Genomic DNA, 15,172 nt, shown 5'->3' on the forward strand with positions numbered 1-15,172 from the left:
CAACATCTGTGTGACCCACATCCTGTTGGCCTCAACTAACAATCAGTAGGGTATTAGGCCGACTAAGATTGCCATGTCCTATTGTCTTCGTAGGCACTAGCACGTCCTGTGCTTTGGAAAACCCCAACTGATTAAAGTTTCACTTTATGTCTCGATATTTATGAATGCCGCCTAAGATTTAGAAAGCTTGCTACCGATAAGCCTTATTTGTTCCCCTACAGTACATTTTGTAATGCAAAATCTGTGGGCATATCTTCGACCCTTTTCATCTTTATGATGTTTGTGCAGTAGACAGCCTTGACAATAGGTGATCATTAATTCCTCTACCTCGTCAAATATTTGCTTTCTTTTCATTTCACGCCCACCTCTTTCATCAAGTCACCTAAATGACTTGCATCTTACTATGAATCATTTTCCCTTCAAGTGCTTGGGTAGCAAGCTTATCCGCTTCTTTATTTTCTGTTCTGGGGATTGGGGTATATCTTGCTTCAATAGAAAGGTTCTTCATTTTTTCTTCAATTCGATCAAGCCAGCGATTTAAATTTTCTTCAAAACATGGCCATTCTCCTTTAAGCTGCATTAATACCCCCTGCGAATCCCCTTTAAATTCACAGATCATATGGTGCACACCCATTTCTTCAAGCAAGTTTAATGTAAAGTAAAGAGCCGCATATTCAGCTTCATTATTATTTTCTATTTCATGAAAGAGTTCATTTGCACGAATGCGGTATTTCTTCTTCCCTTGCTTATAATAAATGACAGCACCAAGCCCAGCCTGATAAGCGGCTTTATTAAACCCTCCATCAAAGTATACGGTTAAGTCGTGTGGATCCTCCTCAATTTCGGTAAGAAGCTTCCGCATTTCTTTCGTATTCCATGATGTCCCCATTTCATCGTGATATAGGATATCTCTTCCTTTTCCGCTCTTTTCAATATCCTCCCCCACTAATAATGCCATTTCGCCATCTAACCAGTCAGACTGAAAGACTACTCCTTCATTCCCTTTTATTTTATAAGTCCATTCCAATTTATATTTCATTTTTTTCAGCCTTTCTTAACTTACACATTATTGGTACACTTATTTTATCTTACCCTGATGTGGATTAGAATACAGTGAAACTTCAATCAGTAGTTTTTTTTCAATGGGAAGTGCTGGTGCCGATGTTAACACAGTATATGGCGTTCTTAATCGGTCTTATTCCACTGATTGTTAGTTGCGGCCCACAGGATGTGGGTCACACAGACGTTGCTACAGGACGTGGCTTTCTTAGTCTGTGTTCACATAATCAGGCCTTTACGGGCAGTTAGATCCCCCGCATAGAATTTTTTGTTATTCGTAAATCATTAAAGTGGGGGTCTTACTGCCCGTTAATCTGCGATAATAATTTCTGTTAATACTGGAGGAAGCTTGTTTGATTGAAGTATATATTGATGGGGCGAGTGCGGGCAATCCCGGCCCTAGCGGTGCAGGAATTTTTATAATAGGAAATGGAGCAGTTGAAAGATATTCCATACCGCTTGGCCATATGGAAAATCATGAAGCGGAATACTATGCATTAATTAAAGCACTTGAAATCTGTATTGAAAAGGGCTATAGGATTGTTTCCTTTCGAACTGACTCTCAGGCAGTTAATCGGGCCATTGAAAAGGAGTATGCCAAAAATAAAGGCTATGCATCCCTCTTGGAAAAGGCCTTACATTTAAGCAAACAGCTGGATTTATTTTTCATGAAATGGATACCCAGTTCTGAAAACAAGGCAGCGGATGAATTAGCAAGAGCGGCCATACGTAAGAATAAATAGAAAGTTATACACTCTTAGGACCGGAAAAAAATGGACGAAATGGGCACCTCCTTCATTTCGTCCATTTTAATATTCAAACATGATTCATTTAGACTGAAATCAATCCTTTTTCTTTAACAAACTGAATAGCCTCAAGGCGGGTATTAATCTTATTGGATATAAGCATTTCCAGCAATGATACATAAAAGCTGCCATCAAAGGATTTTTGTGCCTTTAAGGTTAGTTCTATTGCTGTGTTTGTCAGTTCATCTGTTGCATTCGTGTAATGCTTCCCAAAATAAATAAAGCCAACCGCATCCTCTTGAAACTGAAAGCCTTTACTTTGTAAAAAACTTAAATAATCTTCCACTGTCTTCAAGAACATGTCATCCCTTTCCCCTTTTTAACCAAACACTCTAAATTTTACCTTATATTTCGACAATTATCTATCTTTTTTTGTGAGTAAATACCCAATCGTTCCTGTTGCAACCCCCAGCAAGGCTCCACCGATTACTTCAGCTGGATGATGACCGAGCATCTCCTTTAGTTTCTTTGGTGACTTTTCCTGCTCAAATTCGACAGACTCGTCTTTGTGAATTTTCTCAATCAACTCACCCATGCTATTTACTTTTAATGTTAATTCCCCTGTTTGTCTTCTAATCCCTTGTGCATCATACATAACGATTAGCCCATAAATTAATGAGAGAGCGAAATCGATTGTCGGTATCCCTCTTCTTAAGGCAATAAAAGTGGTTAATGATGATACTCCCGCAGAATGTGAACTTGGCATTCCGCCAGTGTGAAAAAATAATTCTGGCCTAAATTCTTTTTTATTGAAAAAGTGAATCGGAATTTTCAAAGCCTGAGCCAATCCTATGCTTAATAAAGCAATGTATACACCTTTATTCATTTATGATCTCACCTCTATTATTAGTGTGAAGTTAGAAGAGTGTAATTATTCTTTTCGGAAATACTAGTATTGAAAACAATATCAGGGAGGTATGTAAAAGTTGGGAAAAAGAGAAAGAAATAGAGGGAAGCTTGCTTCTGGTGTGAATCCGCAAGGCTATGGACAGGATATTACCGAGGACCCTAAAAGCAAACTGGAGAATGCTGCTAAGAAAAAAAATACTAAATAAAAGAACGGCTGTCCTAAAAGCTAATAGGACAGCCTTCTATTACGCATATTGTTTTATGTCAAGCAACCGATCAAGCCCGCGAAATTCAATTTCATCAAACTTATTTATCACTTTGTCACGATTTATGGAAAACCTTGCATGGTCTAATCCACACTCAACAGGTACATCACATTTGATTTCAGCAAGTTGTCTGCTTAAATGAAGCATTTCCAAATCTTGTTCAATTTTAGTCCTTTGTGCTTTAGATAATTGATCCAAGTTTTCAAGAACGCCTTCAATATGTCCAAATTGCTGTAATAGCTTTAAGGCTGTTTTCTCGCCAATTCCTTTTACCCCAGGATAATTATCACTTGAATCGCCCATAAATGCTTTTAAATCAATCATTTGCCTAGGGTGAATGCCCTTTTCTTCGTAAAATGTATCCTTCGTATGAACTAAATAATTGCCATACCCTTTTTGCAATAACACCACGGATATCCGTTCATCCAATAGCTGCAGAATATCCTGATCACCTGTAATAATGTTTACAAATGCTTCCTCTTTTACATGACTTGCTATCGTCCCAATACAGTCGTCTGCTTCATAGCCCTTCAACCCAATATTCGGAACATCAAAGGATTCCACCACTTCCTTTACAAGGTCGAACTGTGGAATTAGTTCAACAGGTGCTTCTGGCCGATTTGCTTTGTATCCGTCATACATGTCCGTTCTAAACGTTTTACTTCCCATATCCCAACAAACTGCGACATGTGATGGGTTGAAATTTGATACAGCTGCTAAAAAATGCTTAACAAACCCATAGACTCCATTCGTCGGCACACCTTTGGAATTCACCATAAATTGCCCGTGCACGGCAGTAGCAAAATAGGCTCTAAATAATAATGCCATTCCATCGACTAGCATAAATGAAGGTTTATTTTCGTTTATCAATTATCTCTCTCCTTTTTTATTTACTCTCCCGTTTCAATATCATTTTCATCATACGATATCCAATCACTAAAGCTTCCAGCATATAGTTTAACATGTTTGTACCCTGCAGCCTTTAGTGCCATGTAATTTGGAGTGGCGGTGACTCCTGAACCGCAATAAACAATTATTTGCTTATCTTTGTCAATATCAGTGAATCTTTTTGACTGATCTGCTCCAGTTTTGAAAGAGCCATTTTCATAACCATCTAACCAAACCATATTAATCGCTCCTGGAATATGGCCAGCTTTTTTATCAATTGGCTCTACTAGTCCTAAATATCGCTTACTTTCTCTAGAATCAATAATGACCGTTTCTTGATTTTTCCTATCAACCACTTTTTTAACTTCTTCATAGGAAGCAAAAATGTTTTCATCCATTTTTATCTCAAAAGCCGTTTTTGGAAATTCAGGAATTGCACGATCTATTGGATACCCCGCTTCTGTCCAGGCATTATAGCCCCCATTTAATACATACACATTTTTATGGCCAACATAATGTAATAGCCACAAAAGCCGGGCAGCGAATGAACCCTCGCCTCCGTCATAGGCTACGATAGTTGTTTGATTATGAATGCCGGCATCTTGAAGTGTCTGTCTAAATTCCTCGATTTCAGGTAACGGATGTCTGCCGCCATGAGAAGAAACGGGTCCTGATAAATCTTTCCCGAGATGAAAATATACAGCACCCGGAATATGATCCTTTACATATTGTTCAAAACCTTCTTCTGAAGAGCCCAAATTATATCGACAATCAGCGATCCTCATATCCTCATTATTTAAACGCCCTTTCAGCCATTCCTTTTCAACGGTCAAAATCATTCCTTCATCTCCCTCAATCTTTTTTCCATCAGCTTCTGCACATGTTCTTTCGGTGTCCAGCATTGAAATTGGTAGTTTGGTTTTGTTTCATAACCGAGACGCTGGCAATGATAAGTTATTCCTTTTTCGAATTTTTTCGCCTGAAAATGAATACAAGTTGCACACGCATGAAAGGACTGAATCTTCATTATGATTCATGAGAGAAATGAGTAATTTCTTTCTCTGTTTTCTCCAGCTCTTCAATTGGGAAGTCATCTCTTAGAACAGCTAAAAGACCCTCATAATATTCATTCGCCTGTTCAGACAGAATTGTAAGCATAAGTGAGTATTCACCGATTAGAAGTGCAGCATAATGTTTTTTCAGCTTTTCGCCTTCAATTTGCAGATAATGATCAGATAGCGGATTTATGAGCTGCTCCAATTCATCGCTTAAATTCTTTCTTTCATTTTTTTCAAAGAATGACTTTGGATTTTTAAAATGGGCTAATGCCTTTGAAAACTGGGCTCGATTCTCACTGACAAAAGCTGAATTAAACTTAATTCCTTCCATTTTTCTCATTTCATACGGGCTAAAGCTTAATTCCTTATTAATCTCCGCAACCTTTTGACCAAGCATATCTTGAGCCTGCTTACATAATTTACCGATATACGCTTCTAATCTTAACGTTGTTGCTCTCAATTCCTGAGCAAAGTCAAATCCAAAGCTTTGCAGGAAATCTTCAAGGGCTGCTTGCAGGGCTTTCTTTAAATTACGGCCATCATCCTTAAGTGCAGCAGGGTTAAAGGCCTCCTTAATGAAATCACCATAACGCAGAAACACTCTTTGCTTTATATAAAAAACTAGCTCGTCTGCCTCTTGTTCTAATCTTTGCGTAAAAATCTCAGCATCCTGATTTTTGAACACGGCTAGAATTGTTTTTAATTCTTCTTCCAGCTGGATTCGTCTTTGAGCCTTTAATTCCTTATTTTCGTGTGATGACTGAATAAAGGTACGAAGCTGTTCCAATACACGATTCCAGCCCAATTCTGCAGAAGTGATCGAAATTTGCATAAGCTCATTTGTAATAAACGAATAAAAGCTTTCCTCAAATTTATCAATTTTAGAATGTTTCTCCTGAATGTTTTCGAGCTTTTCAGTTAAAGCCTCAAGACTTGAAAGCCCAAAAAGATTAGGTCGGCGTATTCCATATTGAACAAGCTGTTCACCAACATAGTGTAAAACGGATTCTTTCTCTTCTTCATTATTGGCAAGATCAATCGCATTGACGACAAAGAACATTTTATCAAGTTCAAAGGAATCCTTAACACGCCCCAATTGGATAAGGAATTCACGGTCAGCTTTTGAGAAGGCATGATTATAGTAAGTGACAAACAGGATCGCATCTGAATTTTTGATGTAATCAAAGGCTACTCCAGTATGACGGGCATTTATAGAATCGGCTCCGGGAGTATCAACAAGTGTGATTCCTTTTCTCGTCAGCTCACAATCATAGTACACTTCAATCATATCAACAAAACAGGATTTTTCTTCGATAGCCACATAGCCTTTAAACTCTACTAGGTCAGTCTTAACGGTTGTTCCAAGTATTTCTTTAAATGAATCAAATCCTCGTAAAAAAGCATTCAAGAAGGCAAAGTGGGTCTTTTCATTTGCATCAAAATCTGAAATGCTGCTCATTACTTTTCTAATTTTCACGATCGCATCATCGAAATCTGCTGCAGATTGACTGAAGACGTTCAATGATCTGTTTACATCTTCAAATAATAAGTCGGCTGCTTTTACCTTCACTAACACTGTTCCATGAGGATTTTGATCATTAATTGGCATGATTTTATTAATCGCAGCTGTTGTCGGGTTTGGCGATACTGGAAGAAGCTTATGACCAATTAATGCATTGGCAAATGAAGACTTTCCAGCACTGAATGCTCCGAAAAGTGCTACTGTAAATCGCTTATCTTTCAGACGCTCTGCTTTTTGCAGCAATTCTGCAGTCATTTTTTTGAATCCAGGTACTTCTTGGATGGCATTCGCCGTAAAGTTTAATTTTTCAACTAAAGCATTTACAGCCTTTTCTTCTACTTTATCGCCAACTGTTTGAAGGGCGTTATCTATTTCATGAAAACCGTTATCTTCTTCTTTTATATCAATCACAGCTGCATTTGTTTGATGGATAACTTCAACTTCTTCAGTTGGCAGGGAAAGTAAACCTTTTGCCATTTCCGCATATTTTTGATGAGAAAATTCCCCTTCAAATAAATCATTCATGCTGACTTTCGCCGTGCGCAGAGCTTCCTTTATTTCGGTTAGCATGTGCAAGTCTTCATTATATCCTTTGTATCGTTTCCATTCACTTTCTATAAGGCTCTGTTCCTTTTCGGTTTTTAAAGATAAAGTGCGTAAGAGCAATTCTTTAAATTCTGCTAAACTTTTTTTAGCCAATTTCTTAATAGATTCTGCTAGGTCATTCGTATATTGGAGAACATAGTCACCTGAAAGCAATGCACCTTCCTTTACCGTGTTAGCAAGCAGGTCCATGTTAAAGAAAACAGTAAAGTTTTGTGCTCTTCCTAATAATTCGGAATCATGTACCTCATGCTGCTTTAGTTCATTAACCATTAGTTCCTTAATATGCCAGTCAATTTGCGACTTTACTTTTTCCGAAAGGTCTTGGAAAAAAAGCTCTAGACGATTCAATCTTTCCTGTTCTGTTTTTTGCCGCGAGAAAAAAAGTCCTACCTTAAAGCCAGGCTGGCATGACTCGATATAGTTTTCTGCAAGCTCTCTCGTTTGGAACGGCATTAAGTAAGCATTATCCAAAACATCATCAACTTTATGAATGAAGTTAATTTCCGCTTTTTTTAGAAAAGCTCTGCCTTCATCTAGCTTAGCCTCTAATGCTGCAACCTTTTCAGCCAGTGCTCCTCTCTCATCGACAGGCAGTTCTTCTAATCTTTTCTCATATTTTTCAATTTCAGCCCAGCTTTTTTCTTCTAAATAAATCAAATGCTCACTTGAAAGCTTATTCAATGAATGATAAACAGACTCAGGAAGCAGTAATTCGCTATTGGCAATTTTATCTGCAATAAACTTTTGTAAAGCTAAGAACTCATTTTCTTTATGGTCTTCTTTTTTTAACGATGTGTAAAATATTCTTTCTGGTATTACCCCCCAAGAGGCAAAAGAATCCTTCACACTTTGTTTAAACTGATCGAAGCTCAATTCTTCATCCCGATGCTTATCAATTTGATTAATAATTAAATAAACTTGCTTCCCGGCAGCAGCCAGCTCTTTTGTAAATAAGAAGTTCAATTCTGACTGGACATGATTATAATCCATGACATAAAATACTAAATCCGCAAGGTGCAAGGCTGACTCAGTAGCAATTCGGTGAGCATCATCCGTTGAATCGATACCCGGCGTATCCATAATCACCGCATTTTTCGGCAGGCTCGTATCAGAATAGCTAATTTCAATTGAATGGATTTGGTCTCCGTCCTTACAATAGGATTTCACTTGATTATAATCATAGGGAGCCAGATATAATCTCGGATTGCATTCTTTAAAAATGACCTTTGCATAATCCTCTCCCGATTTAATTTTTACTAAATTTGCGCTTGTCGGGATCGGGCTGGATGGCAGCAAGTTTTCACCAATAATTTTATTGATCATGCTTGATTTCCCGGCAGAAAAGTGCCCGCAAAATGCAATTGCATATTCTTTTTTATCAAGCTTTATAGCTAGGTCCTTTGCCCTTTCTGCTGTTTGATTATCTTGATTTTTATTAAAATATTCATATAAAGCCGTTATCCTGTTAATTAAATCAACCGTATCTAGCTGAAGTTCCGTTCGAACCATGAATACGTATCCCCTTGTTCAATCATTTTCCTTCTATTCTAAATGATTTTTCTTATAATGCCTATATTTAGAATATGGAACTTAACATTTTTATGACTGTTTTCTTCAGAGTGAAAAAAATAAAACCAGGTCTTCACCTGGTTATGTAGGAATAGAATTTATGGTCTTGTATGTGGCTTTGCAACATGATTTAAAACATATTTCATAACTAAAGCATAGGCTGTTACTGTACCCGCAATAAAAATCGCTACCATCTGTAACAACACCTTCCTGTTAATGAGAATAATTTTCAAATTCAATTAGAATTTTATCATTAACGATAATCATTTTCAATAGAAGGTCCACAAATACTTTTTTCAAATTTTCGTGAGGCTTGACCCGTGTGAAAACGCTTGTTCATATGCCGTTAATTTCCTTAATGCATTTTCTTCAGCTGGAATTCTAATCGCTAAAATGATGATATTCATTATAGTAAAGAGCGCCGCTGTTATATAGGCTTCAAACATAAGCGGTATAATAAGAAATTCAGCAGAAACAATGATATAATTAGGATGTTTGAAGAAACGATACGGCCCCTTTCTAATGATCCTAGCATTAGGCAAAACAATAATTTTTGTATTCCAAAATGGGCCTAGAGATTTAAGCGCCCAAATTCTCCCTGCTTGTGTAAGTAAAAATAATGGGAATAGGATGGGCCAATAGGAGGAAACTTCATAGCCAACAAAGCTTACCTCTAATATGCAGGAAACAAAAAATAAACTATGTACGGCTACAATGAAAGGATAATGTGATTGTCCAAACTCAAGCGCTCCTTGGCTTTTCATAAAGCGTTCGTTTTTCTTTGCAATAATTAATTCAACTATTCTCTGCAAAATAGTCACTGTAATAAAAATCGTAAAAAGCATTTGCTAATTCTCCCATCTCAGCAACAGCATTTCCGAACAAAATCCCGGTCCTAAAGCGGTTGCAAGACCGTATTCTCCCTTTTTCCCTATTTCCATAAACCTTTTTAATACATATAATATGGTCGTTGAAGACATATTTCCGTATTCTTTAAGAACCTCGAGAGAAATCCTTGTCATTTCCGGTTCGAAACCGATGGATTGAATATAGGCATCAATCACTTTTTTTCCGCCGGGATGTGCAATGAAATAGTTAATTTCATCTATCTCCATTCGTTCTTTCACCAAAAAGTCTAAAACAGCAGGCTTGAGCCAGCTTTCTATTATCGAGGGTATATCTTTCGAAAAAACAACATAAAGGCCTTTACTCTTTACTTCCCAGCCCATCACATCTAATGAATCCTGCATGAACGTTGATTGGGTACGAAGAATGGCGGGTACTGATTCAAGCTTCTGAAAGGTATTTCTATCAGCCTGATCCCCTGCAATGAGTGCACATGCAGCACCATCGGCAAAAAGAGAGGTGCCAATTAAGTTACTTTTCGAACGATCATTCATTTGAAAGGTTAAGCTGCATAATTCAATTGCAAGCACAATGACTTTTGCTTTTGGAAAAGCAAGGCAATATTCATATGCCCTCGACAATCCCGAAGCTCCGCCAGCACAACCTAATCCCCAAATGGGAATTCTCTTTGTATGTGGATGGAAGATAAGCCTGTTCATGATTCTTGCCTCAATACTTGGTGTAGAAATCCCAGTGCTCGAGATGAAAAAAATAGCATCAATTTCTTCGTACGCTATATCTCTGCTGAGGAAATCCTTACTCTTCACACAATTTTCAATTGCTTCAACACCTAGCTCTACAGCGCATTCTATGTATGCTTGATTTCTTTCTTCAAATGTTTTCTCCTTTTTATACCATTCCATATCTTTCACAAAATGCCGTTTTTCAATTTGACCATTATGAAATGCTCTTAATAACCTTTCAATATTCGAAAAGGATTCGGAAAATAGATCTCTAGCAAATTCCATTACCTCTTCCTGATTGAGAGAATGGACAGGTATAGCTTCTGCAACAGAGACAATTGATGGCATATCGTTCTCTCCTTCTTTATGCTTATCATTAATTTTTCCCAATAAATGCATAATATTCATTTTAACTTCACAGAAGGAGCAAACATAGTGACATAAATAAAAAAAGCTCCCTCTGACTGAGGAAGCTAACGTTTTGAAGGTGTTGCTGTGCATCTATTATTATAAATTCTTTTTATTGAGGAAGCATCACCAAAACATTACCAAATGTGTTAATACAAAGAATATGTTGTTTAGATTATCAAGGAAATAAGTAACAGAATATTATTTTTTTCATCAATTTTTAACAATTTCTTTTTAATAAAATGTTAAAATAGGACTATTGATGTTCTTGGGGGAATGCTGTATGTCGATCACAAAAAGTGTAACTGATATTTTGAACGGAACAATTGAGGCTGTAAAATCGGTTGTGCCATTAGAGATTCATGTAGAAAAACCAGCCCTATTTACCCAGCCCTTCACTCAGCATTCCATAGGAGTCTTAATTGGGATGACAGGTGATGCAAGAGGACGAATTATCATCGATGGCGATGAATTGGTTTTTGGCAAGATTGGTGAAGCTATGTTTGGAATGGTGCTTGAAGGTGAAATGCTAGAATCCTTTGCTGGTGAGCTTGGTAATATGATTGCAGGAAGCATTTCAACCTATGTCTCACAGAGAGGATTTGAGATGGATATTACTCCCCCAACTGTTTTGGTCGGACAAACGAAGGTATATGGTTTCACTAAAGCCTTTCGCTTGCCAGTCACTATACGTGATGCGGGAAGCTTGATGATTGTATTAATGGTAGAAGTCGGATAACACGTAATTAACGTACCCAGTTACTTTGGAGGATAATCATTATTAGGGTTATTTTGTTTTTGGACTTCGATAATAATCTTTTTTTCTGCTAGCGCTCCACAAACTTTGCAAAACTCTTTCTTGTGATAGATAAGTCTGCAATGATCGCAATAATATTTTTCCATTCTTGATGTTCACATCCTGTAGAGTTTCGGTTAAACCATTATATTTACATAAATATGGATGTGTGAAAGTAAAAATACGTGGGAAATTAGGGAAATCCATTAAACAACAAAACCGCCCATCAGGCGGTTTCTTCATTATGAAGCAAATCTTTATATGGATGTTGTTTCATTGCTTCATTCCACAACTTTTTCCTGTGCAAAAGTTACCTCCCCATTTTCCAGTGAGCTTACTATAGCTAGTGATTCTACACGATATTCATCTTTTCGAAGGATTTTGCCCCCATCCTGGAAACCTTTTTCAATGACAATTCCAATTCCAGCAATTTTAGCATTTGCTTGCTTAACCATATCAATAAGTCCCATTGCTGCCTGACCGTTTGCCAGGAAATCATCAATAATCAGTACGCGATCATCCGTATGTAAATATTTTGATGAAATAGAGATTTCATTCGATTCCTGCTTTGTAAATGAATAAACATTGGCAGTATATAGTTCATTTATTAAGGTTAATGATTTACGTTTTCTAGCAAAGATAACAGGTACGTTTAACTGTAAACCTGCCATGACTGATGGAGCGATTCCGGAAGATTCAAGTGTTAATATTTTTGTAATGCCTTCGTTACGGAAACGGCTGGCAAATTCATTTCCGATTTCATACATCAACTGAGGATCAATCTGGTGATTCAGAAAAGCGTCTACCTTTAGCACAGTATCTGAAAGCACAATGCCATCCTCTTTAATTTTGTTCTTTAATGACTCCATTATTCAGGTCCCCCTTGTAAATAAAAGATTCCGCTTAATTAAAGTACGAAAAAAACTCCTGAAAATCAATGTCCACATTATTATAATGTGTGAGGCAAAGATCTTCAGGCTTACACAATAAATCTATTCACTTCCTATTATAAACAGGAATAACTGATCTTCACAATTTCTTCACAATTCTCTTCCTTTTTATGTGATATACATCACTGTTTTATCAATTTTTCACTATTACCATAGTGATAAAGTAACGAATGAACAATTTGTGAACTCAGAAAAACCATCTAGATTCTCTTTAATAGTAGAGTATTATGAAATTGTAATCATTTACTTTTTCCAAATTTCCGAAAGGAGTGAAGAAAATGGCGAAACCAGAACTAAGTAGACAACCAGAAACTGAAATTGAAGATAGTTCCTCATTAAAGGGGACGTTGGCATCCGTAATGATTTTAGGAGTAATCTTAATCGTTACTTGGGTTAGCATTTATTCATTATTCTTAGATCGTTCTTAATAGTTGAAAGGGGAAAAAAGCCATGCATATGCATAAGTTTGAAAAAATTTGGCTTATTTTTGGAATCGGTTCGCTGCTAGTATTTTTAACTGTTATAGGGGTTAGCGCGTTCTATTTAGGAAATCAGCCTCCAAGCTGTTTAGCAGTCATAGATCCAGAGAAAGTTGATACAACAGCGCCATTTAATGAACCTGGTCTTAAAAAGGTTGAAGGGAAGGAATGGGATTACGAACTAGTATTTGTAGCATCTGCCTTCAATTATGAGCCTGGTGAGGTTCAAATTCCTAAAGGTGCAAAAGTTAAAGTCATTGCCACAACAAAAGATGTTATCCACGGCTTTGAAGTAGCCGGCACAAACGTTAATATGATGCTAGAGCCAGGCTACATAAGTGAAAATGTTTATAATTTTAATAAAGCTGGTGAATTTTTAGTTTTATGTAATGAATATTGCGGAGTTGGTCACCATATGATGACTTCGAAAATTGAGGTGGTTGAATAATGCTTACACAAGAAGCAACTGCAAAAGCTGACCGCCGTGACGGCAAAATGACAAAAGCAAACATTACGCTGAAGCAACAAGCAAATACAAAAGTTGACCGCCGTGATGGTAAATTAGCAATGGCCCACTTCTATGTGGCATTCATCGCCCTAGCAATTGGCGGACTTGCAGGTTTATTACAAGTATTAGTTCGTTCAGGAAAATTTGTTTTGCCTGCTGGAATTGGTTATTATCAAATTCTTACGGTTCACGGTGTTGTATTAGGACTTGTTCTAACTATATTCTTTATCATTGGATTTATGATTTCTTCAGTAAGCAAAACTTCAGGAACCTTTACTGGACGCCAGCGGACCATTGGCTGGATCGGATTTTGGCTAAAGACTATCGGTACTGTAATGGCTGCTACAATGATTCTATTAAATGAAGCTACAGTATTATTTACTTTTTACGCACCACTTCAAGCCCATTTTCTATTCTACCTAGGCTTAACATTAGTCATTGTCGGAACTTGGTTTGATAGTGCAATAGTTTACATGAAATATGGCGAATGGAAAAAAGCAAATCCTGGGACGCCAAGCCCTCTTCTCACTTTCATGTCAGTGATTACATTTATTATGTGGGATGTAGCGACAATTGGTGTAGCGGTAATGGTTTTATTCCAATTATTACCATGGTCACTTGGTCTAGTAGACACTATTAACATCGGTGTCAGCCGTACATTATTCTGGTATTTTGGACACCCGCTAGTTTACTTCTGGTTATTGCCAGCTTATATGGCATGGTATGTCATTATCCCAAAAATAATCGGCGGAAAGATTTTCTCAGACTCTTTAGCTCGGATGTCATTTGTTCTATTATTGCTTTTCTCAATCCCAGTTGGTTTCCACCATCAGTTATTGGAGCCCGGAATTGATCCAGCTTGGAAATTCTTACAGGTTGTATTAACATTCCTTGTTGTTATTCCATCTATGATGACGGCTTTCTCACTATTTGCTACTTTCGAAAGCTTCGGACGTTCAAAAGGTGCAAAAGGACTATTTGGCTGGTTTAAGAAGCTTCCATGGGGAGATGCACGCTTTACAATTCCATTTATCGGAATGCTATCCTTTATCCCTGGCGGAGCTGGCGGTATTGTTAACGCTTCTCACCAAATGAACCAAGTTGTTCACAATACGATTTGGGTTACAGGTCACTTCCATTTAACAGCAGCTACTGCAGTTATGCTTACATTCTTCGGCATTTCTTTCTGGTTAATTCCACACTTAACTGGCAGAGTATTTACGAAGAAATTAAATAAATTAGCAATGATTCAAGGGATAATTTGGACAATTGGGATGACATTTATGTCTGGAGCTATGCATGCCGCTGGACTACTTGGTGCACCTCGCCGCTCAGCCTACTCTGAATACGGTGGCGCTCCACAAGCATTAGAATGGATTCCATATCAGATTGCACAAGCAGTTGGCGGTTCTATCCTATTCATTGGTATTATCCTTATGCTTTACATTTTTGTTAATCTTGCCTTCTTCGCTCCTAAAGGAGATCAGGAATTCCCTGTTGGCGAAGTAGCAGATGAGGCAGAAAAGACTCCAATGGTTTTCGACAACTGGAAATTATGGGTTGGTATTACAGCTGCATTGATTCTTTTCGCTTATACATTACCACTCATCGATTTAATCCAAAATGCGCCTCCGGGAGCTAAAGGATTTAAATTATGGTAATTTGAAAAGCGGAAGCGCCTTCGGAACAATCAAAGGACAATTGTTCCTGCGATGAATATTCGCAGAAGCTTTCCTTTGTGTCCACCCCCGACAAGCACAAGACGAGCCTCCTGGAAAGATGTACTTTATCTTTCCGGGAGGCTTGGCTTGTGACCTCG

Annotated in this window: 17 protein-coding genes; 6 read left to right on the forward strand and 11 right to left on the reverse strand. The window is 37.6% G+C overall.

The annotated features are described in order from the left end of the window. Window positions 1–171: 171 nt before the first annotated feature. Window positions 172–354: a zinc-finger domain-containing protein gene (locus tag V7127_RS18595; RefSeq protein WP_335488512.1), complete on the reverse strand. Its 183-nt coding sequence runs from the start codon at window positions 352–354 to the stop codon at window positions 172–174. 28 nt (window positions 355–382) lie between these two features. Further along, window positions 383–1,039, reverse strand: a complete 657-nt coding sequence (locus V7127_RS18600; RefSeq protein ID WP_335488515.1) for a reverse transcriptase-like protein — start codon at window positions 1,037–1,039, stop codon at window positions 383–385. A gap of 373 nt (window positions 1,040–1,412) precedes the next feature. Here V7127_RS18600 and V7127_RS18605 point away from each other — a divergent pair, with 373 nt between their 5' ends. Next, window positions 1,413–1,802 (forward strand): reverse transcriptase-like protein, encoded by a 390-nt coding sequence (locus tag V7127_RS18605; protein ID WP_335488517.1) that lies wholly within the window; start codon window positions 1,413–1,415, stop codon window positions 1,800–1,802. 88 nt (window positions 1,803–1,890) lie between these two features. Here V7127_RS18605 and V7127_RS18610 read toward each other — a convergent pair whose 3' ends face one another. Next, complete coding sequence (locus V7127_RS18610) at window positions 1,891–2,160, reverse strand: DUF6123 family protein (RefSeq protein WP_335344200.1); 270 nt, start codon at window positions 2,158–2,160, stop codon at window positions 1,891–1,893. A 63-nt stretch (window positions 2,161–2,223) separates the two neighbouring features. Next, window positions 2,224–2,691 carry a divergent PAP2 family protein gene (locus V7127_RS18615; RefSeq protein ID WP_335488521.1) on the reverse strand — a complete coding sequence of 156 codons (468 nt, stop codon included), beginning with the start codon at window positions 2,689–2,691 and terminating at the stop codon, window positions 2,224–2,226. 100 nt (window positions 2,692–2,791) lie between these two features. Between V7127_RS18615 and sspL the strand changes: the two genes are divergently transcribed. Continuing rightward, a complete protein-coding gene (sspL, locus tag V7127_RS18620; RefSeq protein WP_066294554.1) occupies window positions 2,792–2,920 on the forward strand; it encodes a small, acid-soluble spore protein L in 129 nt (42 codons plus the stop codon). Window positions 2,921–2,959: 39 nt separating this feature from the next. On the opposite strand, the gene V7127_RS18625 is transcribed toward sspL, so the two are convergent. The 6 genes from V7127_RS18625 to V7127_RS18650 form a co-directional block, all read right to left on the reverse strand. Next, window positions 2,960–3,847, reverse strand: coding sequence for a 5'-3' exonuclease (locus tag V7127_RS18625; protein ID WP_335488619.1), 888 nt, complete (start codon window positions 3,845–3,847; stop codon window positions 2,960–2,962). 23 nt (window positions 3,848–3,870) lie between these two features. Further along, window positions 3,871–4,770, reverse strand: coding sequence for a sulfurtransferase (locus V7127_RS18630; protein WP_335488523.1), 900 nt, complete (start codon window positions 4,768–4,770; stop codon window positions 3,871–3,873). Then, the gene (locus V7127_RS18635) at window positions 4,704–4,895 is read right to left on the reverse strand and encodes a hypothetical protein (RefSeq protein WP_335344197.1); all 192 of its coding nucleotides are present in this window, start codon (window positions 4,893–4,895) and stop codon (window positions 4,704–4,706) included. The genes V7127_RS18630 and V7127_RS18635 overlap by 67 nt, the downstream gene beginning before the upstream one ends. After that, window positions 4,895–8,563 (reverse strand): dynamin family protein, encoded by a 3,669-nt coding sequence (locus V7127_RS18640; protein ID WP_335488526.1) that lies wholly within the window; start codon window positions 8,561–8,563, stop codon window positions 4,895–4,897. The genes V7127_RS18635 and V7127_RS18640 overlap by 1 nt, the downstream gene beginning before the upstream one ends. Window positions 8,564–8,919: 356 nt before the next feature. Beyond that, complete coding sequence (locus V7127_RS18645; RefSeq protein ID WP_335488528.1) at window positions 8,920–9,468, reverse strand: isoprenylcysteine carboxyl methyltransferase family protein; 549 nt, start codon at window positions 9,466–9,468, stop codon at window positions 8,920–8,922. A 3-nt stretch (window positions 9,469–9,471) separates the two neighbouring features. Next, window positions 9,472–10,560 (reverse strand): type III polyketide synthase, encoded by a 1,089-nt coding sequence (locus tag V7127_RS18650; protein WP_335488531.1) that lies wholly within the window; start codon window positions 10,558–10,560, stop codon window positions 9,472–9,474. Window positions 10,561–10,903: 343 nt separating this feature from the next. On the opposite strand from V7127_RS18650, the gene V7127_RS18655 reads away from it, so the two are divergent. Next, window positions 10,904–11,359, forward strand: a complete 456-nt coding sequence (locus V7127_RS18655; RefSeq protein WP_335344193.1) for a chemotaxis protein CheX — start codon at window positions 10,904–10,906, stop codon at window positions 11,357–11,359. A gap of 338 nt (window positions 11,360–11,697) precedes the next feature. On the opposite strand, the gene V7127_RS18660 is transcribed toward V7127_RS18655, so the two are convergent. Further along, window positions 11,698–12,285 (reverse strand): xanthine phosphoribosyltransferase, encoded by a 588-nt coding sequence (locus tag V7127_RS18660; RefSeq protein ID WP_335488534.1) that lies wholly within the window; start codon window positions 12,283–12,285, stop codon window positions 11,698–11,700. Window positions 12,286–12,644: 359 nt separating this feature from the next. Here V7127_RS18660 and V7127_RS18665 point away from each other — a divergent pair, with 359 nt between their 5' ends. Genes V7127_RS18665 through V7127_RS18675 form a run of 3 tightly spaced genes read left to right on the forward strand, consistent with a single transcriptional unit; the run spans window position 12,645 to window position 15,014 of the window. Then, on the forward strand, window positions 12,645–12,794 hold the full coding sequence (locus V7127_RS18665) for a cytochrome c oxidase subunit 2A (protein WP_315665247.1): 150 nt from the start codon (window positions 12,645–12,647) through the stop codon (window positions 12,792–12,794). 22 nt (window positions 12,795–12,816) lie between these two features. Continuing rightward, window positions 12,817–13,293, forward strand: a complete 477-nt coding sequence (locus V7127_RS18670; protein ID WP_335354092.1) for a cytochrome c oxidase subunit II — start codon at window positions 12,817–12,819, stop codon at window positions 13,291–13,293. 47 nt (window positions 13,294–13,340) lie between these two features. Beyond that, on the forward strand, window positions 13,341–15,014 hold the full coding sequence (locus tag V7127_RS18675) for a b(o/a)3-type cytochrome-c oxidase subunit 1 (RefSeq protein ID WP_335344208.1): 1,674 nt from the start codon (window positions 13,341–13,343) through the stop codon (window positions 15,012–15,014). Window positions 15,015–15,172: the final 158 nt, after the last annotated feature.

The organism is Bacillus sp. JJ1773, assembly GCF_036962035.1.
GTDB lineage: Bacteria > Bacillota > Bacilli > Bacillales > Cytobacillaceae > Cytobacillus.

Coding starts and splice junctions, on each gene's coding strand:
- V7127_RS18675 (WP_335344208.1), top strand. CDS start 13,341: ATGACAAAAGCAAACATTACGCTGAAGCAACAAGCAAATACAAAAGTT.
- V7127_RS18665 (WP_315665247.1), top strand. CDS start 12,645: ATGGCGAAACCAGAACTAAGTAGACAACCAGAAACTGAAATTGAAGAT.
- V7127_RS18615 (WP_335488521.1), bottom strand. CDS start 2,691: ATGAATAAAGGTGTATACATTGCTTTATTAAGCATAGGATTGGCTCAG.
- V7127_RS18645 (WP_335488528.1), bottom strand. CDS start 9,468: ATGCTTTTTACGATTTTTATTACAGTGACTATTTTGCAGAGAATAGTT.
- V7127_RS18660 (WP_335488534.1), bottom strand. CDS start 12,285: ATGGAGTCATTAAAGAACAAAATTAAAGAGGATGGCATTGTGCTTTCA.
- V7127_RS18650 (WP_335488531.1), bottom strand. CDS start 10,560: ATGCCATCAATTGTCTCTGTTGCAGAAGCTATACCTGTCCATTCTCTC.
- V7127_RS18600 (WP_335488515.1), bottom strand. CDS start 1,039: ATGAAATATAAATTGGAATGGACTTATAAAATAAAAGGGAATGAAGGA.
- V7127_RS18640 (WP_335488526.1), bottom strand. CDS start 8,563: ATGGTTCGAACGGAACTTCAGCTAGATACGGTTGATTTAATTAACAGG.
- V7127_RS18630 (WP_335488523.1), bottom strand. CDS start 4,770: ATGCTGGACACCGAAAGAACATGTGCAGAAGCTGATGGAAAAAAGATT.
- V7127_RS18635 (WP_335344197.1), bottom strand. CDS start 4,895: ATGAAGATTCAGTCCTTTCATGCGTGTGCAACTTGTATTCATTTTCAG.
- V7127_RS18655 (WP_335344193.1), top strand. CDS start 10,904: ATGTCGATCACAAAAAGTGTAACTGATATTTTGAACGGAACAATTGAG.
- V7127_RS18595 (WP_335488512.1), bottom strand. CDS start 354: ATGAAAAGAAAGCAAATATTTGACGAGGTAGAGGAATTAATGATCACC.
- V7127_RS18670 (WP_335354092.1), top strand. CDS start 12,817: ATGCATATGCATAAGTTTGAAAAAATTTGGCTTATTTTTGGAATCGGT.